This is a genomic window from Aeromonas sp. 82P (genome assembly GCF_051919365.1).
Lineage (GTDB): Bacteria > Pseudomonadota > Gammaproteobacteria > Enterobacterales > Aeromonadaceae > Aeromonas > Aeromonas veronii.
This window is the reverse complement of the sequence record NZ_JBQBEV010000001.1, coordinates 3,787,245-3,812,014: the sequence shown is the minus strand read 5'-3', so window position 1 is coordinate 3,812,014 and position 24,770 is coordinate 3,787,245. Positions and strand designations below refer to the sequence as shown.

The 24,770-nt window shown below is 60.8% G+C and carries 24 protein-coding genes; 6 read left to right on the top strand and 18 right to left on the bottom strand.

Annotation, left to right across the window (positions count from 1 at the left end; translation table 11 throughout):
- Nucleotides 1–189: 189 nt before the first annotated feature.
- Together ACTG2S_RS17375 and ACTG2S_RS17370 are read left to right on the top strand one after the other, a co-directional pair.
- Entirely contained in the window at nucleotides 190–990 is an 801-nt protein-coding gene (locus tag ACTG2S_RS17375) for a DUF2989 domain-containing protein (protein ID WP_439983011.1), read from the top strand.
- A 7-nt stretch (nucleotides 991–997) separates the two neighbouring features.
- On the top strand, nucleotides 998–1,558 hold the full coding sequence (locus tag ACTG2S_RS17370; RefSeq protein ID WP_139741108.1) for an NUDIX domain-containing protein: 561 nt from the start codon (nucleotides 998–1,000) through the stop codon (nucleotides 1,556–1,558).
- A gap of 107 nt (nucleotides 1,559–1,665) precedes the next feature.
- Here the strand turns inward: ACTG2S_RS17370 and lipA are convergent, their stop codons facing one another.
- From lipA to leuS, 14 genes are all read right to left on the bottom strand, one after another.
- A complete protein-coding gene (gene lipA, locus ACTG2S_RS17365) occupies nucleotides 1,666–2,631 on the bottom strand; it encodes a lipoyl synthase (protein WP_005335190.1) in 966 nt (321 codons plus the stop codon).
- Nucleotides 2,628–3,305, bottom strand: a complete 678-nt coding sequence (lipB, locus tag ACTG2S_RS17360; RefSeq protein WP_040066806.1) for a lipoyl(octanoyl) transferase LipB — start codon at nucleotides 3,303–3,305, stop codon at nucleotides 2,628–2,630. Before lipB ends, lipA begins: the two co-directional genes overlap by 4 nt.
- A 62-nt stretch (nucleotides 3,306–3,367) precedes the next feature.
- Nucleotides 3,368–3,631 (bottom strand): DUF493 family protein YbeD, encoded by a 264-nt coding sequence (gene ybeD / locus ACTG2S_RS17355; protein WP_005335178.1) that lies wholly within the window; start codon nucleotides 3,629–3,631, stop codon nucleotides 3,368–3,370.
- A gap of 292 nt (nucleotides 3,632–3,923) precedes the next feature.
- Nucleotides 3,924–5,120, bottom strand: a complete 1,197-nt coding sequence (locus ACTG2S_RS17350; protein ID WP_005335176.1) for a D-alanyl-D-alanine carboxypeptidase family protein — start codon at nucleotides 5,118–5,120, stop codon at nucleotides 3,924–3,926.
- A gap of 186 nt (nucleotides 5,121–5,306) precedes the next feature.
- Complete coding sequence (locus ACTG2S_RS17345; protein WP_439983008.1) at nucleotides 5,307–6,287, bottom strand: septal ring lytic transglycosylase RlpA family protein; 981 nt, start codon at nucleotides 6,285–6,287, stop codon at nucleotides 5,307–5,309.
- Nucleotides 6,229–7,227 (bottom strand): lytic murein transglycosylase B, encoded by a 999-nt coding sequence (gene mltB, locus ACTG2S_RS17340; RefSeq protein WP_274160784.1) that lies wholly within the window; start codon nucleotides 7,225–7,227, stop codon nucleotides 6,229–6,231. The genes ACTG2S_RS17345 and mltB overlap by 59 nt, the downstream gene beginning before the upstream one ends.
- Complete coding sequence (gene rodA / locus ACTG2S_RS17335; protein WP_005335170.1) at nucleotides 7,227–8,330, bottom strand: rod shape-determining protein RodA; 1,104 nt, start codon at nucleotides 8,328–8,330, stop codon at nucleotides 7,227–7,229. Before rodA ends, mltB begins: the two co-directional genes overlap by 1 nt.
- The gene (gene mrdA, locus ACTG2S_RS17330; RefSeq protein WP_274160785.1) at nucleotides 8,323–10,239 is read right to left on the bottom strand and encodes a penicillin-binding protein 2; all 1,917 of its coding nucleotides are present in this window, start codon (nucleotides 10,237–10,239) and stop codon (nucleotides 8,323–8,325) included. Before mrdA ends, rodA begins: the two co-directional genes overlap by 8 nt.
- Before the next feature lie 103 nt (nucleotides 10,240–10,342).
- The gene (rlmH, locus tag ACTG2S_RS17325) at nucleotides 10,343–10,810 is read right to left on the bottom strand and encodes a 23S rRNA (pseudouridine(1915)-N(3))-methyltransferase RlmH (protein WP_005335166.1); all 468 of its coding nucleotides are present in this window, start codon (nucleotides 10,808–10,810) and stop codon (nucleotides 10,343–10,345) included.
- Nucleotides 10,811–10,829: 19 nt separating this feature from the next.
- Nucleotides 10,830–11,171 carry a ribosome silencing factor gene (rsfS, locus tag ACTG2S_RS17320; RefSeq protein ID WP_005335165.1) on the bottom strand — a complete coding sequence of 114 codons (342 nt, stop codon included), beginning with the start codon at nucleotides 11,169–11,171 and terminating at the stop codon, nucleotides 10,830–10,832.
- A 103-nt stretch (nucleotides 11,172–11,274) separates the two neighbouring features.
- Nucleotides 11,275–11,925 carry a nicotinate-nucleotide adenylyltransferase gene (nadD, locus tag ACTG2S_RS17315; RefSeq protein ID WP_274160786.1) on the bottom strand — a complete coding sequence of 217 codons (651 nt, stop codon included), beginning with the start codon at nucleotides 11,923–11,925 and terminating at the stop codon, nucleotides 11,275–11,277.
- Entirely contained in the window at nucleotides 11,919–12,956 is a 1,038-nt protein-coding gene (gene holA / locus ACTG2S_RS17310; protein WP_274160787.1) for a DNA polymerase III subunit delta, read from the bottom strand. The genes nadD and holA overlap by 7 nt, the downstream gene beginning before the upstream one ends.
- Nucleotides 12,956–13,438, bottom strand: coding sequence for an LPS-assembly lipoprotein LptE (locus ACTG2S_RS17305; protein ID WP_005335160.1), 483 nt, complete (start codon nucleotides 13,436–13,438; stop codon nucleotides 12,956–12,958). The genes holA and ACTG2S_RS17305 overlap by 1 nt, the downstream gene beginning before the upstream one ends.
- Before the next feature lie 113 nt (nucleotides 13,439–13,551).
- A complete protein-coding gene (gene leuS, locus ACTG2S_RS17300) occupies nucleotides 13,552–16,128 on the bottom strand; it encodes a leucine--tRNA ligase (protein WP_439983005.1) in 2,577 nt (858 codons plus the stop codon).
- A 145-nt stretch (nucleotides 16,129–16,273) separates the two neighbouring features.
- Here leuS and ACTG2S_RS17295 point away from each other — a divergent pair, with 145 nt between their 5' ends.
- Nucleotides 16,274–16,768, top strand: a complete 495-nt coding sequence (locus tag ACTG2S_RS17295) for a zinc ribbon-containing protein (protein WP_159157482.1) — start codon at nucleotides 16,274–16,276, stop codon at nucleotides 16,766–16,768.
- 84 nt (nucleotides 16,769–16,852) lie between these two features.
- Here ACTG2S_RS17295 and ACTG2S_RS17290 read toward each other — a convergent pair whose 3' ends face one another.
- From ACTG2S_RS17290 to fldB, 3 genes are all read right to left on the bottom strand, one after another.
- A complete protein-coding gene (locus ACTG2S_RS17290) occupies nucleotides 16,853–18,193 on the bottom strand; it encodes a TldD/PmbA family protein (protein ID WP_265061359.1) in 1,341 nt (446 codons plus the stop codon).
- On the bottom strand, nucleotides 18,193–19,593 hold the full coding sequence (locus tag ACTG2S_RS17285) for a TldD/PmbA family protein (protein WP_376902399.1): 1,401 nt from the start codon (nucleotides 19,591–19,593) through the stop codon (nucleotides 18,193–18,195). The genes ACTG2S_RS17290 and ACTG2S_RS17285 overlap by 1 nt, the downstream gene beginning before the upstream one ends.
- 202 nt (nucleotides 19,594–19,795) lie before the next feature.
- Nucleotides 19,796–20,314 carry a flavodoxin FldB gene (fldB, locus tag ACTG2S_RS17280; RefSeq protein WP_005335151.1) on the bottom strand — a complete coding sequence of 173 codons (519 nt, stop codon included), beginning with the start codon at nucleotides 20,312–20,314 and terminating at the stop codon, nucleotides 19,796–19,798.
- A gap of 250 nt (nucleotides 20,315–20,564) precedes the next feature.
- Here fldB and xerD point away from each other — a divergent pair, with 250 nt between their 5' ends.
- Complete coding sequence (gene xerD, locus ACTG2S_RS17275; protein WP_115521893.1) at nucleotides 20,565–21,464, top strand: site-specific tyrosine recombinase XerD; 900 nt, start codon at nucleotides 20,565–20,567, stop codon at nucleotides 21,462–21,464.
- A 75-nt stretch (nucleotides 21,465–21,539) separates the two neighbouring features.
- On the opposite strand, the gene mscL is transcribed toward xerD, so the two are convergent.
- Nucleotides 21,540–21,950: a large-conductance mechanosensitive channel protein MscL gene (mscL, locus tag ACTG2S_RS17270; RefSeq protein ID WP_042054731.1), complete on the bottom strand. Its 411-nt coding sequence runs from the start codon at nucleotides 21,948–21,950 to the stop codon at nucleotides 21,540–21,542.
- 316 nt (nucleotides 21,951–22,266) lie between these two features.
- Between mscL and ACTG2S_RS17265 the strand changes: the two genes are divergently transcribed.
- Together ACTG2S_RS17265 and recJ are read left to right on the top strand one after the other, a co-directional pair.
- Nucleotides 22,267–22,914, top strand: coding sequence for a disulfide isomerase DsbC N-terminal domain-containing protein (locus ACTG2S_RS17265; protein ID WP_005335146.1), 648 nt, complete (start codon nucleotides 22,267–22,269; stop codon nucleotides 22,912–22,914).
- Nucleotides 22,880–24,610 carry a single-stranded-DNA-specific exonuclease RecJ gene (gene recJ, locus ACTG2S_RS17260; protein WP_274160790.1) on the top strand — a complete coding sequence of 577 codons (1,731 nt, stop codon included), beginning with the start codon at nucleotides 22,880–22,882 and terminating at the stop codon, nucleotides 24,608–24,610. Before ACTG2S_RS17265 ends, recJ begins: the two co-directional genes overlap by 35 nt.
- The last annotated feature ends 160 nt before the right edge of the window (nucleotides 24,611–24,770 follow it).

The window sequence follows — 24,770 nt, the reverse complement described above, 5'->3', positions numbered from 1 at the left end:
TTGTTGGTGTAAATAGAAAATTCGTCGAATGCAGATCAGTGTAGGGGTGTATATTTCGTTATATTATTCTGCAATCGCGGCCTTATATGGCGCGCGCATTGTAATGGATATGTAACCGGTTTGCTAGCCGGAGGTGGCCCGTAAAGGCGCCAGTTGTTACCAACCCGCGTTACCAACAAGATGTGAACCATGGCCAATTTCCCCCTGCGACAGACCTTCATCATGCTTTCAGTCGGCCTTGCCGTGGCTGGCTGCAATGACGATCGGATCCACAATATCTGCAGCAACCATGCCGAGCTCTGTCAGGATCTGGTGGACGATGGCTGGTGTCGCTACGAGCGTACCGATGTGATCCGCAGTCGCTTCTATCTCAAGGAAGAGGGGACGGATCGGCGCAAGTACGAGCTGATGCGTAACCTTGAGCGCTATCTCAAGTGTGCCGAGCGCTCCACCAGCATTGAATACAAGAATGCCCGCGAGCAGAAGAGTCCACGGGTCGAGGGTATGCTGGCGGCCGGGGATCAGTTGGCCCAGCTCGATGCGGCGACTCGCAATTCACAAGATCCCTACCTGCTGCTCTGGCACTGGACCAACAACACCAACGAGCTGGCTCGCCAGCAGTTTATGGCGCTGGAAGGCTCCAAGGCGCTGGATGAACCCGAGCTGCAACTGGCGCTCGGCGGTATCTACGCCAAGAGCGACCCGGAAAAGGCCATCGCCACCCTGCAGCATGGCCTATCCCTCTATCAGGAGGGGGATAAGGTAAACAGCCGTATATTCACCTCCCTCAGCACCCTCTATATGGGCCAGAAACAGTATGGGTTGGCCTATCTGTGGGGCAAGGTGAGCGAGTCGTTTCAGGATAGCCCCGAGGTCTCAGCCAAGCGTTTTGGCATCTACCACACCCTGAGCAAGACAGAGCAGGATGGTTACGATGTGCGGGCTGCCGAAATTGTCGAGCAGCTCAAGCATGGCAGCTACCGGCCCTGAGGCAGTGATGACGATGCTCTCCCCGGCCAGCTGCTGGCCCAATCCGTTCGATCTCTCTTTCGTTCATGGCGAGGTACGTACCGATGGCCGTACTCTGGAGCGCCTCACGGTGCGTGCCGTGGTGCCCCGTGGCGATGAGCTGCTGCTCGTTCACTCCCGGGTCAACGGCGATCTGATGTTCCCCGGGGGCGGCATTGAAGCGGGGGAGAGCCACCATGTGGCGCTCGCTCGCGAGCTGCTGGAGGAGTGCGGTGCCGAGCTGCGGGAAGTGGGGGGCCTGCTTGGCGAGACCCGTGAATATCGCGCCGCCCGCGAGCCGGGGTTTGATGCCTACTGTATCCGCTCGCTCTACTACTTGTGCCGGATTGGCGATCAGCTGGTGGCCCCGCAGCCGCAGCCCTACGAGATCCGCCTTGGCTTCGTGCCCGGCTGGTTTGCCCTCGACGAAGCGCTGCAGACCAACAAGACCCAGCTGGCGGGGCCCTGTCCCCAGTGGACGGCGCGAGAGACCCGGGTGCTGGCCCAGTTGCAACGCTGGCATCAGCAGGGGATCTTCGACCACGGCTGATGAGTACATCCAGCTGCAACGGTCAGTGATACCAATAAAAAGAGCGCCAATGGGCGCTCTTTTTAATTGAGATGGAGGCGGTTATTTGGCCTCTCTGTCGTGCGAGATCATTTGACCTCTTCGCCCTTGGCTTGCAGATCAGCATGGTAGGAGGAGCGAACGAAAGGACCACAGGCGGCGTGGGTAAAGCCCAGCTCCATGGCGACATCTTTCAGCTCGTCAAACTCTGCGGGCGGCACGTAGCGTTTGACCGGCAGGTGGTGGCGGCTCGGCTGCAGATACTGACCCAGGGTCAGCATGTTGACGCCGTGGGCGCGCAGATCCTTGAGCACCTCGACGATCTCTTCGTTGGTCTCGCCAAGGCCCATCATCAGACCGGATTTGGTCGGTACGTGGGGGTGCATCTCCTTGATGCGGCGCAGCAGCTCCAGCGACCACTTGTAGTCGGCACCCGGGCGGGCGACGCGATACATGCGCGGCGCGGTTTCCAGGTTGTGGTTGAACACATCCGGCGGGGTTTCGCGGAACACCTCCAGTGCCTGCTCCATCCGGCCACGGAAATCCGGGGTCAGGATCTCGATGCGGGTCTGCGGGCTGTGCTCGCGGATCTCGCGGATGCAGTCGGCGAAGTGCTGGGCACCGCCGTCGCGCAGATCGTCGCGGTCCACCGAGGTGATCACCACATACTTGAGGTTCATCTCCTTGATGGTCAGCGCCAGCTTCTTCGGCTCTTCCGGATCGAGTGCCAGCGGGCGGCCGTGGGCCACGTCGCAGAAGGGGCAACGGCGGGTGCAGATGGCGCCCATGATCATGAAGGTGGCGGTGCCGTGGTTGAAACACTCCGCCAGATTGGGGCAGGAGGCCTCTTCACAGACCGAGTGCAGCTTGTTCTTGCGCAAGGTGCTCTTTATGTGTTCGATCTTCTGGCTGGAGGGGGGCAGCTTGATCCGCATCCAGTCCGGCTTGCGAAGGAGTTCTTCGTTGGGATCCGGCATGAATTTCACCGGGATCAGGGCCATCTTGTCGCCATCGCGCAGCTTGACGCCCGGCTCCATACGAACGGGTTTGCTCATGATTCACTCTCGGTGTTTGTTATTGTTTGATAGCCAATCAGGCGAGCCAGCTCGGCCACCAGAATGGATTGCGCCTCGGCCACGCTCTGCGGGCCGCCCAAGGCGCTGGTCTGGGTCATGGCCATGCCCGCATAGCCGCACGGATTGATGTGCAGGAAGGGGGTCATGTCCATGTTGATATTGAGGGCCAGCCCGTGGAACGAGCACCCCTTGCGGATGCGCAGACCCAGCGAGGCCAGTTTTGCCTCCATGCCAAGGTCATTTTTCACATAGACCCCGGGGGCATCGGCCTTGGCATAGGCCTGGATATCGCTTTTGGCGAGGGTATTGATGATGGCTGTCTCCAGCGCGGTCACCAGCTCGCGAACCGAGAATTTGCAGCGGCGGACATCCACCAGTACGTAGAGCACCAGCTGGCCCGGGCCGTGATAGGTCACCTGACCGCCGCGATCGCTCTGCACCACCGGGATATTGCCCGGATTGAGCAGGTGTTCGGCCTTGCCGGCCTGACCCTGGGTGTAGACGGGATCGTGCTCGACCACCCAGAACTCGTCCGGGGTGTCGCTGGTGCGGTTGTCGGTGAAGGCTTTCATGGCGTCCCATACCGGCTGGTAGGGGCGGCGACCCAGCTGCCTGACAATCAGGCTGGACTGGGCGGGGATCTGGGATGACATGGCGTCCTCGCGGCGTGCTGCGGCCAAAAACAGTCGCCCCGCAAAACGGGGCGAGAGAGAAATTACAGTACGTATTTCACCAGCTCGATCTTGCCAAGGGCGTGGTACATCGCTTCGATGTGCTCTTTGCTCTGGGCAGTCACGGTCACGCGGACCGAGTGGTAGTTGCCCTTGGAGCTGGGCTGGACTGTCGGGCTGTAGGTGCCGGGGGCGTGCTGCTGCAGCACTTCAACCACCATTTCCGGCAGTGCCGGGTCGGCAACGCCGAGTACCTTGAACGGGAATTTGCAGGGAAACTCCAGCAGTTCATCAAACTTGGTATTCATTTACTCACCTTTTGCGTCATCACCGGGATGACTTCATCTTGGATGGCTAGTGGCCGATGGCCCGTGGAGGCCGCCATTTCAAGTCTATATGGGCACGGCTCATAACTATATGGGCGCTGCCCGGACCGGGATCAAGGCCAGGATCGGTCAGACAAGGATGGAAGTGCTGCTTTTTACCACAAATCAGGGTAAGGCGGAACCTGCAGTTTACAGGGTTATTCACTGCCTTTGCCGGTCACAGACAGCAGCGGCGCCTGTTGGCGCCGCTGTTTGGTGAGGATTGTGCGTTGGATTACTTGAACCAGCTGGTGACCAGCAGTACCAGGTAGTCCCACAGACGGCTCATCAAGCCACCTTCCTGCACCTCTTCCAGGGCGACCAGCGGCACCTGCTTGATCTCTTTGTCGCCCTGCTTCAGGAACACGGTACCGACGCGCTGACCCTTGGCCAGCGGCGCTTTCAGCTCGCTGTCGAGCTGGAAGTCAGCCTTCAGGTTGTTGCCCTGGCCGCGGGTGACCAGCACGGAGACATCTTTGTCGACGCCCAGTTTCACTTCCGGTTTGTCGCCCATCCAGATCTTCTGGGTGACCAGCTCGGTGCCCGCCTTGTACGGGGTCAGGCTCTGGAAGAAGCGGAAGCCATAGGTGAGCAGTTTTTTGCTCTCGGCGGCGCGGGAGGCTTCGCTGCTGGCGCCCAGTACCACGGCGATCAGGCGCATGCCTTCGTTGTTGGTGGCAGAGGAGACCAGGTTATAGCCGACCTGGCTGACGTGGCCGGTCTTGATGCCATCCACCTGCAGGGATTGATCCCACAGCAGGCGGTTGCGGTTGTGCTGGGTGATGCCGTTGAACACGAAGGATTTCTGGGAGTAGATCTTGTACTCCTCCGGCAGGTCGCGGATCAGCGCCTGACCCAGACGGGCCATATCGTGAGCGGTACTGTAGTGACCTTCCGCATCCAGACCGTGCGGGTTCATGAAGTGGCTGTCGTTCATGCCGAGCTTGGCGGCCCAGCTGTTCATCAGGCTGGCGAAGGAGTCGGTGCTGCCCGCCAGGAACTCGGCCATGGCGACGCAGGCGTCGTTGCCGGACTGGATGATGATGCCCTTGTTGAGATCATCGACGGAGACCTGCTTGCCCACCTCGATAAACATCTTGGAGGAGTCGGAGTAGTTCTTGGACCAGGCGTTCTGGCTGATGGTCACCATGTCGGTGCGCTTGATGTTCCCCTTCAGCAGCTCCTGGCCGATGATGTAGGAGGTCATCATCTTGGTCAGACTGGCGGGCGGCAGACGCTCTTCGGCGTTCTGCTCAGCCAGCACCTGACCGGAGTAGTAGTCGATCAGAATATGGGCCTTGGCGGAGATCTCCGGCGCGGCGGGAACCACCATGGGCATGGCATTCGGGGTCGGTGTCGGCACCGGCGTATTGGCCTGGGCGGTTACGCTGATCAGTGAGGCCAGAAGAACTGAACGGGCAAATTTGGACATCTTGAAATTCCTGCGAGCCAGATGGGGATAAAATGCGGGCCTAACTATACCAGATGCGCCCGCAGGTTATAGCCCGAGATGGCAATTAGAACTGGTTTTTTATCCATCACTTCCTGTCATCACGCCATAAAACGACGTGATGACAGTGAGTAAGCGGTTAGTCACATCCGCGGCAAAAGGGGGCGATCAGGGCACGATAAAGGCCTGTTCCAGCCCGCCCTGACGTACTTTTTCCAGCACACTTGCCTGCTGGTCGGCGGCGACCGGGCCAATCAGCACCCGGAAAATGGCGCCATGAGCATCGATCCGATAAGGCACGCCGTAACGCTGGGTCATCACCTTGCCCATCGCCTCGGCCCGATCCCGGGAGCCGCTGGCCAGTACCTGGATCATCTTGCCATCACCACTGCTGGCGGGCGCTGCGGCCTTGGCCGGAGCTGACTTGACCGGTGCCGCTTTGGCTGGTGTGGCCGCGGGCGCCTTGACGGGAGCGGGTTCGGCGGCGGGAGTGGCCATCGCCAGTGCGGTTGGTTCACCCAGGAAGCCATCTTGCGACAGCGTGTTGGAGGCCGCAGCCGGAGTGGTCGGAGTCATTTCGATGGGCTTCATCGGCTCCATGATCACCATCTGATCCGGAGTATCGCTGATCAGCTCCAGCCGTACTCGGGCCTCACCGCTGTCGACCATCTCCAGCTGCTTGGCCGCTGCGTAGGAGAGGTCGATCAGGCGCGGGCTGTTGAACGGGCCGCGATCGTTGACCCGCACTATGGTCTCCAGCCCGTTGTCCAGATTGGTGACCCGCACATAGCTAGGGATGGGCAGGTTGCGGTGGGCGGCACTGAACAGCTTGCTGTCCAGCACATCGCCGTTGGCGGTCTTCTGGCCGTCCAGATCCGGCGACAACCAGCTGGCTGTGCCCTCTTCGCTGTAGTGTTTGATGTCGCGCCACACCTCGTGCTTCTGCTTGCCGATCCAGTAGTCCCGGTTGCCGCTGGCACTCAGGGGCTCGGGGCGCGGAATGGCGCCGGTGGCTTGCGGGATCTCGATAACGGGTGGCTTGCTGACCGGTGCTTGCGGCTCGACGGGGGCGCTCTGTTCCGGCTGGCTGCTACAGGCGGCCAGCAACAAGCTCAGGCTGAGCGGGAGGAGTTTGTGACGAAAATGCATACGCTTCCTGAATGGCTTGGCTAAGTTGATACACCGCCATCGCATAGAGTGGGCTGCGATTGTAACGGGTGATCACATAAAAGTTATGCCGTGCGACCCAGTATTCCGGTCCATCGGCTTGGGCAAACGCCAGCAACTTGACCGGCGTCTGTGGGGCCAGCGGCGTGGCGAGCTCAATCCCTGCCGCCGCCAGTTCTGACCACTGTTGTGTTAGCTCGGGCTCAGGCCTGAGTAGAGGTTCGACTGCCATCAACCCGATCTGGGCCGGTTCCACCACGGATTCGCCCCAGCGCCACTGGTGGCTGGCAAAATAGTTGGCCACGCTGCCGATGGCATCGACCGGGTTGGCAAACAGATCCCGCTTGCCATCCCCGTCAAAATCGACGGCGTAGTGGCGATAGCTGGAGGGCATGAACTGCCCCATCCCCATGGCGCCGGCATAGGAGCCCTTGAGGGCATCGAGTTGCCACCCTTCCTCTTTGGCCAGCACCACCAGCTGGGCAAACTCCTTGGCAAAGAAGTCGCTGCGCTCCGGGTAGTGGAACCCCAGGGTGTAGAGGCTATCGAGCACCGGATGACGGCCCATCTGGCGACCGTAGAAGGTTTCTACCCCTATGATGGCCACGATGAGCGAGGCGGGCACCCGATAGGTCTGCTCCGCGCGAGCCAGCGTCTCGGCATGTTGCTGCCAGAACTGCTGGCCATCACGGATGCGATCCGGGGTAACGAACAGCGGCCGGTAGCGATGCCAGGGCTTGGCCTCCCACGGCTTGCTGATGGTGTCGAGCACCTCCTGCCGTAACTGGGCGCGGGCGACGGCAGCTTGCAACTCCGCCAGCGGCACCTGCTGCTGTTCGGCGAGCAGGGCCAACCGATCCGGCGCCACGGCGGCGGTCGCCATCGTGGTGGCGAGAGAGAGCAGCAATCCAACCCGTCTCATCAGGCGAGCAGTCTTCTATGAGTCTGGATGGACATCAGTATGCCAAAGCCGGCCATCAGGGTCACCATGGAGGTACCGCCATAGCTCACCAGCGGCAGGGGCACCCCCACCACCGGCAGGATGCCGCTCACCATGCCCATGTTGACGAACACATAGACGAAGAAGGTGAGGGTGATGGCACCACCCAGCAGTCGCTCGAAGCTGTTCTGGGCCTGCATCGAGATAAACAGGCAACGGCTGATGACGTAGAGGTAGAGCACCAGCAGCAGGGCAACCCCTACCAGACCGAACTCCTCGCTGAATACCGCGAAGATGAAGTCGGTGTGGCGCTCGGGCAGAAACTCCAGCTGGGACTGGGTGCCCTGCAGCCATCCTTTGCCAAAGACTCCTCCGGAGCCGATTGCAATCTTGGACTGGATGATGTGATAGCCGCGGCCGAGCGGGTCTTTCTCCGGGTCGAGCAGCATCAGCACCCGCTGGCGCTGGTAGTCGTGCATCAGGAAGAACCAGAGCACCGGCATAAAGGCCAGCATCAGCAGGACCGCCAAGCCGATCAGCCACCAGCTGAGCCCCGCCAGGAAGATGACGAAGAAGCCGGAGGCGGCCACCAGAATGGAGGTGCCAAGGTCAGGCTGGGCGGCGATCAGCAGGGTGGGCAGCAGCACCATAATGAGGGCGATCACCACATGGCTGAACTTGGGGGGCAGCGAGTGGCGACTGAGCCAGGCGGCCACCATGATCGGCATGGAGAGCTTCATCACCTCGGAGGGCTGGAACTTCATAAAGCCCAGATCGAGCCAGCGCTGGGCCCCCTTGCCGATGTGGCCGAACACGTCCACCGCAATCAGCATCAGCACCACCACGGCGAACAGCGGCACCGACCAGCGGGCGTAGAGGGAGGGGGGGAGCTGGGCCAGGCCGATCATCAGAGCAAAGGCGAGACCACCGCGCACCAGCTGGCGCACGATGGAGTCCATATCCTGACCGGAGGCGGAGTAGAGCACCACCATGGAGAGGGTCATCACGGCCAGCAGACCGAGCAGCAGGGGCAAGTCGATATGCAGCTTGTACCAGATGCTCTGCTGGCGGGCAGAATTACTCATTGGGAGCGACCTCACTCGGTTGGGACTGCTTTTCCGGTGCCGGTGGCAGTTGCGGATCAGGGGGCAGCAGATAGGCATCCAGCATCTGGCGAGCAACGGGTGCCGCATTGGTACTGCCACCACCGGCGTTCTCCAGCACCAGCGCCACGACTGCCTTGGGGGTTTCATAGGGAGCAAAGGCGACAAACAGGGCATTGTCGCGGTGCTCCACTTTCATGGCTTTGGCGTTGTAGACCTGATTCTCTTTCATGTTGACCACCTGGGCGGTGCCGGACTTGCCTGCCGCCACATAGGGGGTGTTGGCAAAAGCGCGACGGCCGGTACCCTCGTGGCCGTTGATCACTCGCCACATCCCCTCACGCGCCACCTGCCAGTAGCTGTCGCTCTTGGTTTTGAGCGCCATGTTCGGGTTGATCGGAGCATCGACCACTCCCGCTTGAGAGGCGGTGCTCTTGAGCAGGTGCGGGGTCACATCGTGGCCATTCTGGGTCAGGATGCTAATCGCCTTGGCCAGCTGGATTGGCGTGGCGCTCCAGTAACCCTGACCGATACCGATGGAGATGGTGTCCCCCTGATACCAGGGCTGACGCCAGCGGGCCATTTTCCAGTCACGGGACGGCATGACCCCCTTGGTCTCTTCATAGAGGTCGACGCCACTGTACTGACCGAAGCCGAACTTGGTCATGTAGCTGTGGATCTTGTCGATGCCGACCCGATAGGCGAGATCGTAGAAGTAGGTATCTGCCGAGACCTCGATGGCGCGATAGACATCGAGCCAGCCGTGTCCCCAGCGACGCCAGTCGCGAAACTTCTTGGTGGTGCCGGGAATGGAGAAGCTCGGGCCGCCGAAATAGCGGTAGCCCGGGGTAATGGCTCCCTCGTTGAGCCCCATCACCGACATCATGGGTTTGACGGTGGAGGCGGGGGCATAGATGCCCTGAGTGGTGCGGTTCACCAGCGGCCGCGCCGGATCGTTGAGCAGCGCCGAATAGTTGGCGCTGGAGATGCCGGTCACGAACAGGTTTGGGTCGTAGCTCGGGCTCGACTCCATGGCGATGATGGCGCCGGTTCTCGGATCCATCATCACGATGGCGCCGCGCTGGCCGGCCAGCAGTTGCTGGGCCTTGAGCTGCATCCGGACGTCGATATTGAGGTAGATATCCTTACCGGGAATAGGCGGCTGGAACTTGAGGGTACGGACAATCCGGCCGCGGTTGTTCACCTCGACCTCCTGATAGCCCGCCACACCGTGCAGCTCATCCTCGTAATACTTCTCCACCCCCTGCTTGCCGATATCCTTGGTGGCTGCATAGTTGGCGAGTTTTTCTTCCTTCTCGAGGCGCTCCACGTCACGGGTATTGATCTTGGCCACATAGCCCAAAGCGTGGGTGAGAGTGTCACCAAACGGGTAGTAGCGTTTGAGGTAGGCCTCGATGCTGGCGCCCGGGTAGTTATGCTGGTTGACCGAGAAGAGGGCCACCTGATATTCGGTCAGTTTCTCGTAGAGGGGGACCGGCTTGAAGCGGCGCTGGCGCTTCACTTCGGCGAGGAACTTCTCCTTGGTGCCCTCTGGCAGACCCAGCAGGGTGATCAGCTGGTCGGCGGTTTTTTCGAGATCTTTGGTCTCTTCCGGCACAATTTCCAGACTGTAGACCGGGCGGTTTTCCGCCAGCAGCACGCCGTTGGCGTCATAGATGAGGCCCCGTGGTGGCGCCACCGGTACCACGCGGATACGGTTGGAGTTGGAGCGAGTCTGGTAGGTGTCGTAGGACTCGACCTGCAGATAATAGAGATTGCCCAGCAGCACCAGCATCAGCACGACGATGCCGATGTAGGCTACCAGGGTGCGCCGGAAGAACAGATTGCCCTCGGCACTGTGATCGCGCATTTCGATGCGTTGTTTCAGCATGCCTTTACCTCAAGACCCTTGGGGGCAATAAGAGCAGGAACTGCATTGTTCACTCTCTGTGATAGGGGTGAATATGAGCGGTGAGACTCCAGAGACGCATGGTTCACTCTCTATGATACGGATGATTGGTGGTGATGCTCCAGGCCCGATAGAGGCTCTCGGCTACCAGCACCCGCACCAGCGGATGGGGCAGGGTGAGCGGTGACAGTGACCAGCTCTGTTCGGCGGCAGCCTTGCATTCGGGGGACAAACCTTCCGGCCCGCCTACCAGCAGGGCCACATCGCGGCCATCGAGTTTCCACGCCTCCAGCTGGGTAGCCAGCTGCTCCGTGGTCCAGGGCTTGCCCGGAATGTCGAGGGTGACGATGCGCGAGCGCCCCGCAGCCGCCAGCATGGCTTCCCCTTCCTTCTGCAGGATGCGGGGAATGTCGGCATTTTTGCCCCGTTTGCCTGCGCCGATCTCGACGAGTTCAAACGGCATGTCTTTGGGGAAGCGGCGACGATACTCTTCGAAGCCATGCTCTACCCAGGCGGGCATCTTGGTGCCCACCGCAATCAACTGGATCTTCATGGTCGTTACACTTGTGCTCTTATTGCGTATTCATTTGAGCGGCACCGCTCCACAGCTTTTCCAGTTGGTAGAAGTCACGATGTTCATCCTGCATCACATGCACGATCACCGAGCCCATATCTACCAGCACCCATTCACCGCTCAGTTGCCCTTCCACGCTCAGCAGATCCAGACCCGCGTGGCGGGCCTCGCTGGCCAGATGGTGGGCAATGGCGCTGACGTGACGACTGGAGTTGCCGGAACAGATGATCATGGTGTCAGTAATGCTGGATTTGCCACGTACATCGAGGGTGATGATGTCGCGGCCTTTCATGTCATCGATCTTGTCGATGATAAAGGCATGCAATTCTTGGCCTTGCAATGAGTCTCTCCTGTATTCCGGCGCGCAGCGTTTGCGTCAGGGCGGCGGATTATATCATGGTCACTCCCGTTTCCCATCGGGTGAGGCGGGATTACGACAGGGGCTAGCGGCGGTTGGCGCGGTAGAGCCCCTGTTGATCAATATAGTGCGCAACCGACTCGGGCAAGAGGTAGCGGGTGTCTTGCCCCGCATCCAGCAAGGCCCGCAGTCGGGTGGCTGACAGTTCGATGGGCTGGTTGTCCGCCAGCCAGATATGACCGGCCAGACGCTGATGCAGCGCGTTGGCATCCGTGGTGTGATGGTGCGCCAGCAGCTGCGCCACCCCGGCCGGATAATCCGGTTGCCAGCCCGGCCGCACGCTCACCACCAGATGGGCATAGTCGAGCAGCTCCTGCCAGCGGTGCCAGCTTGGCAGGCTCAGCAGGGAATCCATCCCCATCAGAAAACAGAGCGGCGTATCGGGCAGTTCACGACGCAGCTCGATCAGGGTATCGATGGTGTAAGAGGGTTTATCCCGCTTCAGCTCCCGCTCATCTACCACAAAGTGGTGGTTCTCTGCCGCCGCCAGTTTGACCATGGCAAGGCGCTGTTCGCTGGAGCAGAACGGATTGGCACGGTGGGGCGGGATATGGTTCGGGATCAGCCGCATTTCGGCCAGCCCGAGGGCATCGCGCGCCTCGATGGCCGGGCGCAGATGACCGATATGGATAGGATCGAACGTGCCCCCCAGCAGGCCAATGGGCGCCTTCAGCACGGGCTGCTCTCCATCACCAGCGGCAGCGGGGTGCCATCACGAAAGCCGAGGGCAATGGTCTGCAACATCAGCCAGGCCTGTTCGGTATCGAAGCTGCGCTGGGCGTCGTCCAGCTGGGCCATCAGTTGCCACAGTTGCTGCAACTTGGCAAACGGCAGGCGGGTCAGTGCTTGCTGAATGAGCTGCTGGCGGCTCTGCCAGATGCGCAGGCGGCTGAAGTGCTCACCCAGCGGCTGGCCGTTGCGCATCGCCAACGACAGCTCGGTCAGCTGCTCCAGCTCGCGGCAGAGGGTCCAGGCCAACATCCCCGGCTCGGTGCCTTCGGCCCGCAGGGCGGCCAGAATGCGCTGGGCCCGGTTCACCTTGCCCTCCAGCAGGGTATCGACCAGCTGGAACGGGGTGAAGTGGGCGTGGCGGATAATGGTCTCTTGCAGATAGGTGACGCTGATGGGCTGGGGCGGCGAGAGCAGGGTCAGCTTCTCGATCTCCTGGCTGGCGGCCAGCAGGTTGCCCTCGTAGGAGTGGCACATGAAGTTGATGGCATCCGGCAGCGCCTTGAGGCCGAAACGCGCAAAACGGGCGCTCATCCAGCGCGGGAAGAACTTGGGCTCCGGATGGTTGACCGGCACATAGGTGCCAATCTGGTAGAGCTTGTCGAACCAGGCTGCCTTCATCTGGGTCTGGTTGAGGCGACCGCCACTCAGCACCAGCAGCAGGTCGGGATGAAGCTGTTTGCCGATTTCGCTGATGCGGGCGGCCAGATCCTTGTCCACCTTGGCGGGCAGCTCCAGCTCGATGATCTGGCGGGCGGAGAAGAGGCTCATGGCCTGACAGGCATCGTAGACCTGATTCCAGTCCAGCCCCTGTTCCACCACGAAGGTGTGGCGTTCATCGAAACCCTGCTTGCGGGCGACCTGACGGATGGCATCGATGGCCTCCAGTCGCAGCAGGGGCTCGTCGCCAAAAACGAGATAGCAGGGCCGAAGCCCTGCTTTGAGGTGGTCACCAAATTGTTCCGGGTAGATCCGCATCAGAAGCTGACCTGACTCAACTGCCGAATCACCTGATTGGCCGCCTGCTCCTGCATCTCGCGGTTGAGCTGCTCCTGCTCACGGGAGGAGGCGAGCGCTGCATCCGGCTTGTTGAGGAAGCTGCGGTTGAAGTTGATGGGGAAGACCTGAGTCGGCTTGCCCGGTACCGAGATGGTGAACTGGGTACCAAAGCCCAGCACATATTCGGTGTCCGTCCCCAGCGCGTTGACCGAGGCGACCTGACTGGTGCTGCCTACACCGCCCAGAGTGAGCACCGGAATGCCCTCCTTGTCGGCCAGGGTCACGCCAGAGGCCTTCAGGCGGGTGGTAACCATCCGGTAGAAGTCGCTCTTGTTGTCGCCCACGACCTTCATGGTCATCAGCTCGCTCGGAATGCCGTTGCCGCGCATGTGAAAGCCGCAGCCTTGCAGCAGCAGACCAGCCAGCACGATGGCCATCCAGCGGGTGAAGATGGTGCCCATAGAAAATCCTCTTTGCATTAAGGGAAAGCGGCGGGCGCAGGGCCCGCCGTTATCATCCGTTTGCTGTTACAGATTGGCAATGATCAGTTGGTAACCAATCAGTTGGCAGCCAATTAGTTAGCGACAATATTGAGCAGCTTGCCAGGTACATAGATCACCTTGCGCACGGTCAGACCGTCGGTGAACTTCTGCACGGAAGCATCGGCCATCGCCAGCTTCTCGACATCAGCCTGGCTGATCTCGGCCGGCACGGTCAGTTTGCCGCGCATCTTGCCGTTGATCTGCACCACCACCAGCTTCTCGGTCTCGACCATGGCCGCTTCATCGGCCACCGGCCAGGCTGCGTGATCGATGTCGTCGCCCTTGCCCAGCATCTTCCACAGCTCGAAGCCGATGTGCGGGGTGATGGGGTAGAGCATGACTACCACAGCTTCCAGCGCTTCCTGCATCAGGGCGCGGTCCTGCTCGTCGTTGCCGAGCTTGGAGAGATTGTTCATCAGCTCCATGATGGCGGCGATGGCGGTGTTGAAGGTCTGACGGCGACCCACGTCATCGCTCACCTTGGCGATGGTCTTGTGCAGTTCACGGCGTACCGCTTTCTGCTCGTTGGTGAGAGCAGCCACATCCAGCGCGGCAACGGCGCCACCGGAAACGTGTTCGAAGGTGACGCGCCACAGGCGACGCAGGAAGCGCTGGGCCCCCTCTACGCCGGAGTCGGACCACTCCAGGGTCATCTCTGCCGGAGAGGCGAACATCATGAACAGACGGACGGTATCGGCGCCGTAACGCTCGACCATCAGCTGCGGGTCGATGCCGTTGTTCTTGGACTTGGACATCTTGGTCATGCCGGAGTGCATTACCTCACGACCTTCGTTGTCGATGGCCTTGGTGATGCGACCCTTCTCGTCACGCTCTACCTTGACGTCAGTCGGGCTGACCCAGACGTTGCCGCCCTTCTCGTCTTTGTAGTAGAAGGCGTCAGCCAGCACCATGCCCTGGCAGAGCAGGCGCTTGAACGGCTCGTCGCTGTTGACCAGACCCGCGTCACGCAGCAGCTTGTGGAAGAAGCGGGCGTAGAGCAGGTGCATACAGGCGTGCTCGATACCGCCGATGTACTGATCCACCGGCAGCCAGTGGTTGGCAGCCGCCGGATCCAGCATGCCCTTGTCGTAGTCCGGGGAGCAGTAGCGCGCGTAGTACCAGGAGGACTCCATAAAGGTGTCGAAGGTGTCGGTCTCGCGGAACGCTTCCTGACCGTTGTAAGTGGTCTTGGCCCACTCGGCGTCAGCCTTGATCGGGCTCTGGATACCGTCCATCACCACATCTTCCGGCAGCAGTACCGGCAGTTGGTCTTCCGGCGTCGGCACCACTGTGCCGTCAGCCAGGGTCAGCATCGGGATGGGGGCACCCCAGTAACGCTGACGAGAGACACCCCAGTCACGCAGACGGTAGTTGACGGTGCGCTTGCCCTTGCCCAGCCCTTCCAGCTTGCTGGCGATGGCATCGAAGGCGCCCTGGAAGTCGAGACCGTCGAACTCGCCGGAGTTGAACAGCACGCCCTTCTCGGTGTAAGCGGCTTCGCTCACGTCGACGTCGCCATCAACCGGCTTGATGACCGCCTTGATGTCGAGGCCATATTTGGTGGCGAATTCGAAGTCACGCTGATCGTGGGCCGGAACCGCCATTACGGCGCCGGTGCCGTAGTTCATCAGCACGAAGTTGGCGACCCAGACCGGTACCTTGCGGCCATCCAGCGGGTGAATGGCATAGAGGCCGGTGGCCATGCCCTTCTTCTCCATGGTGGCTAGTTCTGCTTCGGCTACCTTGGTGTTCTTGCACTCTTCGATGAAGGCGGCCAGTTCCGGATTGTGTTCGGCGGCCTGCAGGGCCAGCGGGTGGCCGGCGGCGATACCGACATAGGTGACGCCCATGAAGGTGTCCGGACGGGTGGTGTAGACCTCCAGCTGCTCAGTCTGACCCTCAATGGCGAAGCTGATGTTTACCCCTTCGGAGCGGCCAATCCAGTTGCGCTGCATGGTCTTGACCATCTCCGGCCAGCCTTCCAGATTGTCGATATCGTTCAGCAGCTCTTCGGCGTAGTCGGTGATCTTGATGAACCACTGGGGGATCTCTTTCTGCTCCACCGGGGTGTCACAGCGCCAGCAGCAGTTGTCGACCACCTGCTCGTTGGCCAGCACTGTCATGTCGTTCGGGCACCAGTTGACGGAGGAGGTCTTTTTGTAGACCAGACCCTTCTCGTAGAGCTTGGTGAAGAACCACTGCTCCCAGCGGTAGTAGTCCGGCTTGCAGGTGGCGATTTCACGATCCCAGTCATAACCCAGACCCAGCATCTTCAGCTGGTTCTTCATGTATTCGATGTTTTCGTAGGTCCAGGGCGCCGGTGCGGTATTGTTTTTGATCGCGGCGTTCTCGGCCGGCAGACCGAATGCATCCCAACCTATGGGTTGCAGCACGTTCTTGCCATTGAGGCGTTGATAACGGGAGATCACATCACCTATGGTGTAGTTACGAACGTGCCCCATGTGTAGTCGACCAGACGGATAGGGGAACATGGACAGGCAGTAGAACTTCTCCTTGTCTACCTTCTCCACGGCCTTGAAGGTTTTCTTGGCATCCCAGTGCTTTTGCACTGCTGGTTCGATTGATTGGGGAACGTATTGCTCTTGCATTGGTGACATCCGGATCTGTGAAATGAATAGATAAATCAGCTGGGAAATCGCAATAGAATACCCATATCCTGCGGCGGCAACAACCGCCAGCGTCCCTTGGGCCTTAAGCCGGGCCAGATCAGGGTTTAGTAGAGGAGTTAGAGCCATGGACAAACGTCAAAAAGGGTACGAAGCCTTCATTGCCGAGCTGCAAAAACAGTGGCAAGAGACTGAAGAGTTCCAGGGGGAGCGCCTCAACCGGATGATTGCCAAGGTGCAGGCCTATCTGGAGGCGGCCAGCGACCTCACTCAGGACGAACTGGCGCTCATCGCCGAGTACGTGAAGCGGGATCTGGGCAACTATGACGAGGGGCGCCATGACGATAGTGCGCAGATTGAAGAGTCTGCCTTTATGTTGGCCCTCAAAGACACCGCCTGGTCCTGGCTGGCTGATGTGACCGACCGCGCCCAGGTGGAGTGGCGCGAGCTGGCCGACGAGCTGGAGCACAAGGGGGTTTACGAGGCGGGTGACTGGGTGGGGCTCGGGGTCATGGTGTGCGACCAATGTGGCTGGCGCCATACCGTGCTGCATCCCCAGCAGCTCGATACCTGCCCCGAGTGCGGCTGCGCCGAGTATCATCGCGAGCCGCTCTCGCCCTGAGTCATGCCATCAAGGCGGACGAGATAACGAGCAAAAAGGCGCCATCAGGCGCCTTTTTCTTACTTGCAGGTTTCGTCGGGGCGTTTACTTGCCCGCGACGGAGAGGCCGCCAAAACGGATCTGCGGGGCGTAGAAGCCCTTGCCGTCGTTGTGGTGCAGGGTGTCACCGACCGCTTCCAGCTCGCCCAGCAGGCGGTAGAAGTTGCCTGCTACAGTGATGCCGCGCACCGGCTGCAGGCGAACTCCATCGCGGCAGAGGAAGCCCGACGCGCCAAAGGAGAAGTCACCGCTCACCGCATCGGCACCGGAATGCAGACCGTCCAGCTTGACCAGCTCCAGATAGTCGCCGCTTTGCACTTCCGCTTCGCAGTGGGGGCCCGCGCCAAACACCAGATGGCGAGCGGTCACATCGAGGGCGCTGCGGGCACCGCGAGCGGCCGAGCCGTTGCTGGCGACGCCAAAGTGGCGGGCGGTGGCGCTGTTGTGGAGCAGGGTTTTCAGCTCCCCTTCGCCAATCAGCAGCAGATCCGAGCTGGCCGCCCCCTCGCCATCAAACGCCTTGATGTTCATGCCGCCCGGCATATAGACCCTGCTCTCCAGAGTGAGCCAGCGTGACGCCACGCTCTGGCCGACCTTGCTGCGCCAGGGGTTGATCCCCTGCTGGGCCCACTTGCCCGACAGCACGCCCTGAAAGCAGCCAAACAGGCTGGCAAAGCAGTTGGTACTGAAGATGACGCTGTAGCGACCGCTCGGCACCGCTTCACCGGGCAGCAGGCCATCGGCGATGGCGTAGATCTGCTCGATCAGGGCCTGACTATCCAGCTCGTCGAAGCGACGGCCATACTGCCCCTGCGAGTGCATCGACTGGCGGCCATCCCGTTCCACCAGCGCCGAGGTGTAGCAGCCGACGCTGAACTCGCCGTGCTGGCAGAGGGTGCCCTGACTGTTGGCGAGCCAGAGCTGGCTCTCCCCTTCAAAGAAGCTGTTGTAGGGGGCGCCGCTCACATCGGGCATGGCCAGCATGTCAGATTCGAGGCGCAGGGCCAGAGCGATCTTCTCCTCAACCGGCGTGGTATCGGGCTGGTTGATCTCGGCGCAATCTGTGGTGATCCGGCTATTGGCCACCGAGATGCGCTGATCCGCATCCACCTTGGCAAAGCGGCTGGCATCGAGCGCATCCTGCAGCATGGCATCCAGCGCCAGCTCATCGAGGGATTCCGAGTAGGCGATGCCGACTCGACCCTCTTTGATCAGGCGAATGCCGAGCTGCTGGCTGCTGGTGACCTTGTATTCACCCAGCTCGCCCTTGTCTGCCTTGAGGGAGAAGGCTCTCTCCTGATTGGCGATGATGTCTGCCTCGGCGCCGAGGTCGGCCACTTTATCCAGCAGGCGGGTGAGCAGTTGATTCATGTCGATGGTGCTCATCAGGCGTTCCCTCCCACCAGAATATTGTCTACTTTTAGCGCCGGCTGGCCCACCGAGGTGGGGACCGAGCCTGAGACCGAGCCGCACATACCAGCAGCTAGCGCCAGATTGCGGCCCACCATGGAGATCTCTTTCAGCACCTGCGGGCCGGTGCCGATCAGGGTGGCCGACTTGAGCGGCTTGGTGATTTTGCCGTGCTCGATGAGATAGGCCTCCTGCACATTGAAGTTGAACTCGCCGGTGCCGGGCTGTACCGAGCCGCCCCCCATCTTCTTGGCGTAGATGCCATGTTCGACGGTGGCCAGCATATCGTCGAGGCTGTGGTTGCCCGGTTCGATATAGGTGTTGCGCATGCGCGAGGTGGGGGCGTACTTGTAGGATTCGCGCCGCCCAGAGCCGGTGCGTGCGTAGCCTGTTTTGAGGGCTCCCATTCTGTCCACCAGAAAACCGGTCAGGACGCCATCCTTGATGAGCTGGGTATGCTGGGTCGCCATCCCCTCGTCATCGACGTTGATGGAGCCCCAGGCGTTGCCTTGCAGTCCCTCGTCCACCGCATTGACCACCGGATTGGCGATAAGCTGGCCCATCTTGTCGTGGAACACCGACGCCTTCTTGGCCACCGAGGTGGTCTCCAGCAGATGACCGCACGCTTCGTGGAAGATGACGCCGCCAAAGCCGTTCTCCATGATGACCGGCAGGGTGCCGCTTGGGCAGGGAGCCGCGCCCAGTTTCACCAGTGCCTGACGGGTGGCGGTGAGGGCCAGCTCGCGCGGATCGATGCGATCGGCATGCTCCCACCCCATCAGGGCGCCGGGGGCCTCGTAACCGACGCTCTGCTCGCTCCCTTCCATGGCGATGGTCTGGGCCATGATGCGGTTGTAGTGGCGGCGATCGGCCACTTGCAGCCCTTCGCTGTTGAAGATTTCCACCTCCTGCTCCCAGCCCTGCACGTTGCCGGAGAACTGGCTCACCTTGTCGCTCTCGGCGCGGGCCGCCGCATCCATGGCGTGCAGATAGGCGATCTTCTGCTCCAGCAGCTTGTCTGCCGACAAGGGCAGGGCCACCGGGTTGCGATCGCTCAGGCGGGTGAAATCGAAGGCGGTGGCGGTCACCACGGGGTCGCGGCGGTCTTTGGCCGCCAGCAGAGTGACGATGCGCAGCAGTTCGTCGCGGCTGGCCAGATTGGTGTAGCCGTAGAGCACCTTGTGGCCGTAACAGAGGCGCACGCCGATACCGAAATCGAGGCCGCCGCTGATGTTCTCTATCTGGCTGGAGAGCAGGCTGAGCTGGCTGCGGCGCTTGCGCTCGACAAACAGCTCGGCAAAATCGGCACCCAGCGCCAGCGCGTGATCGAGCACGTCACGGGCGATGGCGGGGGCCAACAGGGAGAATGGAGTCATAGAATATCCTTTTCTGGTCTGTCCGTTTGCTTCCGACATCCGGCTCTGATTGTTATGGGATGTCGAGTCCATTGTTGCAGACCAGCACAAAAAAGTCGCTATAGCGTCATGCGATGATACCGATTGAGAGAATCGGTGCGATAACTGCGCCCGGCGGCCAGGGCCAGGCGCTCAGGGTCGTTTTGCCAAAACGTGGGAAAGATCAGAGCAGGGCGTGAATTTCGCTCAGGATCTGCTCGACCCACTGCTCGATGCGCGGATCGGTCTGGTCATATTGGTTGGCATCATCGAGGGCCAGCCCGACGAAGTGACGGCCATCGTCGATCAGTGCCTTGGAGGCATCGAATTCGTACCCTTCGTTGGGCCAGTAGCCCACCAGCTTGACCCCTTTTGGCACCAGCTGATCGTGCAGCATGCCGAGGGCGTCCTGGAACCATTCGCCATAACCGAGCTGATCGCCGAGGCCAAACAGGGCCACGATGCGCCCCTCCAGATGGAGGTCGGCGATATCTTCCCAGCGGGACTCCCAGTCCTCCTGCAGTTCGCCAAAATCCCAGGTGGAGATGCCGAGGATCAGGATCTCGTAATCCTCCATCCGGCGCAGGGAGACATCCTTGATATTGTGAATATCCACCAGCTCGGGGCCGATGAGGGCGCGGATCTTCTCGGCTGCCATCTCGGTGTAGCAGGTGGTGGAACCGTAAAACAGACCAATCTTCATCGCTCTTCTCTCTGTTGGCGCTTTCTCGCTTGCTTTTGGCGCGTTCTCGCATGCTCGTGTGGGCTGCGCCATGTTGGCAACACGATGGGTAACGTAAGGGGAGGGCGCCAGTCTAGCAGATTGCCATTCGACCTTCACCGCTCGGCAAGGGGCGTGGCAAACGTGCCTTATCTTTCCAATGAAAGTGCCTTGTCTTTCCAAGGAGTTGGCGCGTTACAATGGGCCATCGATCCCCTGATTGCAGCGCACCATGAGCAAACCCGACCCCCATCCCCTGATTGAACCCTTTCTCGATGCCCTCTGGCTGGAGCGGGGATTGTCTGACAACACGGTCAGCTCCTATCGCAGCGATCTGGAGAAGTTCTCCCTCTGGCTCGACGAGCAGGGGAGCTCGTTGCTGCTGGCGGGGATGGACGAGATCCAGCACTACCTCGCCTGGCGGGTCGATCACCAGTTTGCGGCGAGCAGCACCGCCCGTTTTCTCTCGGCCCTGCGCCGTTTCTATCAGTATCTCAACCGTGAGAAGCTGCGCAGCGATGATCCGACCGTGCTGCTGGAGGGGCCCAAGCTGCCGAAAAAACTCCCCTCCGATTTAAGCGAAACGGAGGTGGAGGCACTCTTGAGTGCGCCGCTGGTGGATGACCCGCTGGAGTTGCGGGACAAGGCAATGCTGGAGCTGCTCTACGCTACCGGGCTGCGGGTCTCCGAGCTGGTGGGGCTCACCGCCGAGCATGTCAGTTTGCGGCAGGGCTTGGTGCGGGTTATTGGCAAGGGTAACAAGGAGCGGTTGGTGCCGATGGGCGAGGAGGCGATGCACTGGCTGGAGCGTTACTACCGGGAGGCCCGCACCCTGCTGCTGGGGGGCACCAGCTCGGATGTGGTGTTTCCCTCCAAGCAGGCCCGTATGATGACCCGCCAGACCTTCTGGCATCGCATCAAGCTCTATGCCCTGCGGGCCGGGATTAACGGCGAGCTATCCCCCCATACCTTGCGACACGCCTTCGCCACCCATCTGCTCAACCACGGCGCCGACCTGCGGGTTGTGCAGATGCTGCTGGGTCACGCGGATCTCTCCACCACCCAGATCTACACCCATGTGGCCAACGAACGGCTCAAGGCGCTGCACGGCGAGCATCACCCGCGGGCATGAGCGGGTTGGGTGGCCAACAAAACAAAAAACCGCCAGCAGGCGGTTTTTTTATCTCTACACGACAGGAGATGGCGCTTATTTCCCTTGCTGGGATTTCAGCAGATCACGGATCTCGGTCAGCAGCTCCTGATCCTTGGTCGGGCCTGCCGGGGCGGCGGCTTCCTCTTCCTGCTTCTTCTTCAGGGTGTTGATGGCCTTCAGTCCCATGAAGATGGCAAAAGAGATGATCAGAAAGTCGATGATGGTCTGGATGAACTTGCCATAGGCGATGACCACGGCGGGTGTTGTACCTTCTGCGGCCTTCAGGGTAACCGCCAGGTCGCTGAAGTCCACGCCGCCCAGGATCAGGCCGATGGGCGGCATGATCACGTCACCGACAAAAGAGGAGACAATTTTGCCGAAGGCGGCACCAATGATGATACCGACCGCCATATCGATGACGTTGCCGCGGGCGGCAAAGGCTTTGAACTCTTGAATCAGACTCATTATTTCCTCCGAAATTAAACAAGATAGCGCGTTGATTACCCTTGCCAAAGGGCGAACTCTTGTCAGGAAAAACAGAGGCTAAGCCGCGTTGTTCCTGTCGTCCTGACTAGCTTGCGGGCGTTATGAGTCCTTGGCAATCGGGGGGAGCCATTTTTTTGGTACAAAGTGATATTAATTTTTTGGTAAGTAGTTGGTTGAATGATGAGCTGTGCTGCTGTAGTTTGCTGGGTCGATTCATTCATACCACGTGAGTAAACAAGTGAAGTATTTACTACTGGGAATGATGCTTTTGTGCACATTTGCTGCCAGAGCGGGGATGGATACCCAAGCCTTGAAACAGACCATCACAGCCCGGCTGGGGGTCCCCGTCTATCTGGTTGAACCGACCCCGATCGCGGGGTTGTATATGCTGGGCACCTCACAGGGGGTGCTCTACAGCGATGCCAAAGGGGATTATGTGGTGCAGGGGGTCATGCTGGATATGACCCGCGACATGAAGAACCTGACCATCTCTGGTATGCGCGAGCAGCGCCGACTTGGCTTGGCACAGGTGGCCCATGCCCCCATCGTGCTCAAGGCTCGGGATGAGCGTCACCGGGTCGCGCTGTTTCTCGGCGAGCAGGACGCCAAACGCCGTCAGCTCTCCGGCACCTTGCAACACCTGCAGGCATCCGGGGTGAGCGTGGCTCTCTATCCGGTGATTGATCACGCCGAACGGGCCGCCGACTGGTGCAGCGATCCCCTACTGCAAAATGATCCGTTAAAAGCCTATTTGCCTCAAACGGCATGTAGTGAGACCCTTATCCAAAATATTGGCCTGAGCCAATGGTTGGGGGTCAAGGTACTGCCGGCCTGGGTCTCCTCCGACGGGGATCTGGTGCGCGGGTATCAGAGCCCCGAACAGCTGCTCAAGATACTGGATCATATTGATGTCCCTGCAAATCCGTCGTCGTCCGCGAGTTGATGATTCCCATCTGCCTGCCACCCTGCATCCCCTGCTTCGCCAAATCTTCGCCAGCCGTGGCGTAGAGGATCCCGCCCTGCTGGAGCGCAGCGCCAGCCAGTTGTTGCCGCCCCAGCGTCTCTATGGCATGGAACAGGCGGTGCCGCTGCTGGCGGAGGCTCTGACTGCCCAGAAACGGATCCTTATCGTCGGCGACTTCGACTGCGATGGCGCCACCAGTTCGGCCCTGTGTGTGCTGGCCCTGCGCGCCATGGGCGGTCGCCACATCGATTTTCTGGTGCCCAACCGCTTCGAGTTTGGCTACGGCCTCACCCCCGAAATTGTCGAGCTGGCGGTGGCCCGTGGCGCCGAGTTCCTCATCACGGTGGATAACGGCATCTCCAGCATCGCTGGGGTGGCGGCAGCCAAGGCGGCCGGCATGCAGGTACTGGTTACCGATCATCATTTGCCGGGTCAGGAGCTGCCTGACGCCGATGCCATCGTCAACCCGAACCAGCATGGTTGCGATTTTCCCTCCAAGTCGCTGGCCGGGGTGGGGGTGGCCTTCTACCTGATGGCGGCCCTCAACACCCATCTGCGTCAGCTTGGCTGGTACGAACGGCAAGGGTTGCGAGCCCCCAATGTGGCGGATTACCTCGATCTGGTGGCCCTCGGCACGGTCGCCGACGTGGTGGCGCTCGATGGCAACAACCGCATTCTGGTCCATCAGGGGTTGCAGCGGATCCGGGCCGGCCGTTGTCGCCCCGGCATTCAGGCGCTGGTGGATGTGTCTGGTCGTGATGGTCGCCGCCTCACCGCCGCCGACCTCGGTTTTGCACTGGGGCCACGCCTCAATGCGGTAGGGCGCCTCGATGATATGTCCCTTGGGGTCGCCTGTCTGCTCTGTGATGACCTCAATCTGGCGCGCCAGCTTGCGGCCGAGATGGACAGCCTCAATCAGGAGCGCAAGGAGATCGAGCAGGGGATGCAGCAGGAGGCCCTCGCCACTCTGGAGCAGATCCGGTTTCGCGATGGCGAGGTGCCGTCGGGCATAGTGCTGCACCGCAACGAGTGGCATCAGGGGGTGGTGGGGCTGGTGGCCTCCAAGGTGAAGGAGAAGTACTACCGCCCGGTCATTGCCTTTGCCGAGAGCAGCGAGACCGAGCTCAAGGGCTCCGGCCGCTCCATCCCCGGGGTGCACCTGCGCGATGCGCTGGAACTGCTCGATACCCGCCATCCGGGCCTGATGGGCAAGTTTGGCGGCCACGCCATGGCGGCGGGGCTGACCCTGCCCAAGGCCAATATCGAGGCCTTCAGCCGCGCCTTTGAGGCGGTCATCAGCGAGCTGGTGACCCCCGAGCTGCTGACCGGAGTGCTGCTCACCGACGGCGAGTTGTTGCCGGATGAGCTCAACCTCGAGCTGGCGGAGCTTATTCGCGCCTCCGGCCCCTGGGGCCAGGCCTTCCCCGAGCCGCTGTTCGACGGCGAGTTCGTGCTGGTGCAGCAGCGGCTGGTGGGGGAGAAGCACCTCAAGATGATGCTGACAACCGATTCCGGTCATGCGGTGGATGCCATCGCCTTTGGCGTCGATCTCAAGCGCTGGCCCGATGCCTCGGTCAAGCGGGTGCGGCTTGTCTACCGGCTTGACGTCAACGAGTGGCGCGGCAACCGCAGCGTGCAGCTGCTGGTGGAGCATCTGGAGGCAGCCGGTCTTTGAGCCGGTAGCATCGCTGCTCTATCGCCGCTTTATCACAGATAGCGCTGACAACGGCCACCCTCGGGTGGCCGTTTTTGTTGGCAGATCTCTGGAAAAGGGCATTGACCTGTCTATAGCTTTACAGTTTAAGCTCGTCTCTATCGGGTCACCTGAGGGCCCG

Coding starts and splice junctions, on each gene's coding strand:
- ACTG2S_RS17375 (WP_439983011.1), top strand. CDS start 190: ATGGCCAATTTCCCCCTGCGACAGACCTTCATCATGCTTTCAGTCGGC.
- ACTG2S_RS17370 (WP_139741108.1), top strand. CDS start 998: ATGACGATGCTCTCCCCGGCCAGCTGCTGGCCCAATCCGTTCGATCTC.
- lipA (WP_005335190.1), bottom strand. CDS start 2,631: ATGAGCAAACCCGTTCGTATGGAGCCGGGCGTCAAGCTGCGCGATGGC.
- lipB (WP_040066806.1), bottom strand. CDS start 3,305: ATGTCATCCCAGATCCCCGCCCAGTCCAGCCTGATTGTCAGGCAGCTG.
- ybeD (WP_005335178.1), bottom strand. CDS start 3,631: ATGAATACCAAGTTTGATGAACTGCTGGAGTTTCCCTGCAAATTCCCG.
- ACTG2S_RS17350 (WP_005335176.1), bottom strand. CDS start 5,120: ATGTCCAAATTTGCCCGTTCAGTTCTTCTGGCCTCACTGATCAGCGTA.
- ACTG2S_RS17345 (WP_439983008.1), bottom strand. CDS start 6,287: ATGCATTTTCGTCACAAACTCCTCCCGCTCAGCCTGAGCTTGTTGCTG.
- mltB (WP_274160784.1), bottom strand. CDS start 7,227: ATGAGACGGGTTGGATTGCTGCTCTCTCTCGCCACCACGATGGCGACC.
- rodA (WP_005335170.1), bottom strand. CDS start 8,330: ATGAGTAATTCTGCCCGCCAGCAGAGCATCTGGTACAAGCTGCATATC.
- mrdA (WP_274160785.1), bottom strand. CDS start 10,239: ATGCTGAAACAACGCATCGAAATGCGCGATCACAGTGCCGAGGGCAAT.
- rlmH (WP_005335166.1), bottom strand. CDS start 10,810: ATGAAGATCCAGTTGATTGCGGTGGGCACCAAGATGCCCGCCTGGGTA.
- holA (WP_274160787.1), bottom strand. CDS start 12,956: ATGCGGATCTACCCGGAACAATTTGGTGACCACCTCAAAGCAGGGCTT.
- ACTG2S_RS17305 (WP_005335160.1), bottom strand. CDS start 13,438: ATGGGCACCATCTTCACCCGCTGGATGGCCATCGTGCTGGCTGGTCTG.
- leuS (WP_439983005.1), bottom strand. CDS start 16,128: ATGCAAGAGCAATACGTTCCCCAATCAATCGAACCAGCAGTGCAAAAG.
- ACTG2S_RS17295 (WP_159157482.1), top strand. CDS start 16,274: ATGGACAAACGTCAAAAAGGGTACGAAGCCTTCATTGCCGAGCTGCAA.
- ACTG2S_RS17290 (WP_265061359.1), bottom strand. CDS start 18,193: ATGAGCACCATCGACATGAATCAACTGCTCACCCGCCTGCTGGATAAA.
- ACTG2S_RS17285 (WP_376902399.1), bottom strand. CDS start 19,593: ATGACTCCATTCTCCCTGTTGGCCCCCGCCATCGCCCGTGACGTGCTC.
- fldB (WP_005335151.1), bottom strand. CDS start 20,314: ATGAAGATTGGTCTGTTTTACGGTTCCACCACCTGCTACACCGAGATG.
- xerD (WP_115521893.1), top strand. CDS start 20,565: ATGAGCAAACCCGACCCCCATCCCCTGATTGAACCCTTTCTCGATGCC.
- mscL (WP_042054731.1), bottom strand. CDS start 21,950: ATGAGTCTGATTCAAGAGTTCAAAGCCTTTGCCGCCCGCGGCAACGTC.
- ACTG2S_RS17265 (WP_005335146.1), top strand. CDS start 22,267: ATGGATACCCAAGCCTTGAAACAGACCATCACAGCCCGGCTGGGGGTC.
- recJ (WP_274160790.1), top strand. CDS start 22,880: ATGTCCCTGCAAATCCGTCGTCGTCCGCGAGTTGATGATTCCCATCTG.